Annotated in this window: 3 protein-coding genes; all 3 read left to right on the top strand. The window is 68.6% G+C overall.

The window, feature by feature from the left end; translation table 11 throughout:
• On the top strand, positions 1-220 hold a 220-nt coding region (locus tag ACZ5CR_RS46265; RefSeq protein WP_468870013.1), incomplete at its 5' end, for a hypothetical protein.
• Positions 221-247: 27 nt separating this feature from the next.
• Positions 248-712 (top strand): hypothetical protein, encoded by a 465-nt coding sequence (locus ACZ5CR_RS46260; RefSeq protein ID WP_468870009.1) that lies wholly within the window; start codon positions 248-250, stop codon positions 710-712.
• Between the two features lie 146 nt (positions 713-858).
• On the top strand, positions 859-1,192 hold a 334-nt coding region (locus ACZ5CR_RS46255; protein WP_468870004.1), incomplete at its 3' end, for a hypothetical protein.

Raw genomic sequence — 1,192 nt, 5'->3', positions numbered from 1 at the left:
GACCTCGGTCCGTTACGGGGCACTGCGCGCGGCCGTCGAGGCCGTAACAGCGCACGATGCCGCATATGTTCCGGGCCCGGCCCCCTACCGCACACCCGAGTTGTGGTCGTCGCTCTCCTACCGGCCGTGGGCCCGCCTCGCCAGCAGCCTGGAGCTGAAGGCCTCGGCCGCCCTGGATGCCATCTGCCCGCCCGCCAAGGCGCAGCCCGCCCTTTTCTGATTCCACGCGACAACGAGAAAGCCCTCCGTGATCACCTCGACTTCTTCCGCAGCCTGGACCACCGCCGCGCCATGTGCCGGCCTTGACGGGTACGTGCCCAGCGAGCACCTGGTGCGCAGTAAACCCAGCGACGTCATGAAGGCGTGCGGGCCGCTCATGGAAGGCTGCGCGGAGCTGTGTCCGTTCGTGCTGCAGTGCTACGAGCTCGTGCGGCCGGAGGCGAACCGGTTCGACGGGGTGTGCGCGGCGCGCACATGGGTCAACGGGAAGCCTGTCGCTGTCGCCGCGGACGCACCTGTGCTGTCGAAGCTCGTATCGCAGGCGGGTACCTGCGGGACGAGCAGCGGAGTGAAAGCTCACCAGCGGCTCGGGGAGCCGCTGTGCGGGAAGTGCCGGGTGACGTCACAGCGGGCCGAGGTGCGAAATGCCGGCGCGGCGAGCATCCGCAAGCGGGCCACGCGCGGCCGTCGCGAAGCGCGCGTGGCGTCGTAGAGCAGCGCGCGACAGGGCGGCGGTCAGGGCTCTGAACTGCATAGACGCAATTGACACCCCCTTTAGACATAGTAGAATTAACCTCAGTTGGGAAGGGAGAACACACCCAACTGCCGCTTGAACCACAAGATAAGGAAGCACCCCTCATGCACACGATGACGCCGGACCCGCTCGCCGTTCTGCAGGTCGCTACCGAGCACAACATCACCGAGGAGCAGGCCGCGACCGCCATCAACTGGGCCGCGCACATGACCGTGCACGCCTGGGAGGCCTACGCGGACACGGCAGGCCTGGTGACGCGGGGCGGCGACGCGATGGAGGCCTGGTTCCGCACGCTCGGCCCGGGCGCGCAGAGCTCTGTCCTCGAGGACGCGGTCGCCGCGGTGGTCGGTGCCGACAGCGTGCTCTCCGAGATCTACCGCAAGCAGGGCGGCCAGCAGCTTGCCCGCGTACGGGTCTTGCGCACCAACCGGCCTCGCG

It is taken from the genome of Streptomyces sp. NPDC031274 (assembly GCF_055570235.1).
The sequence above is the reverse complement of the archived record's forward strand: the minus strand, read 5'-3'. Positions and strand labels throughout refer to the sequence as shown.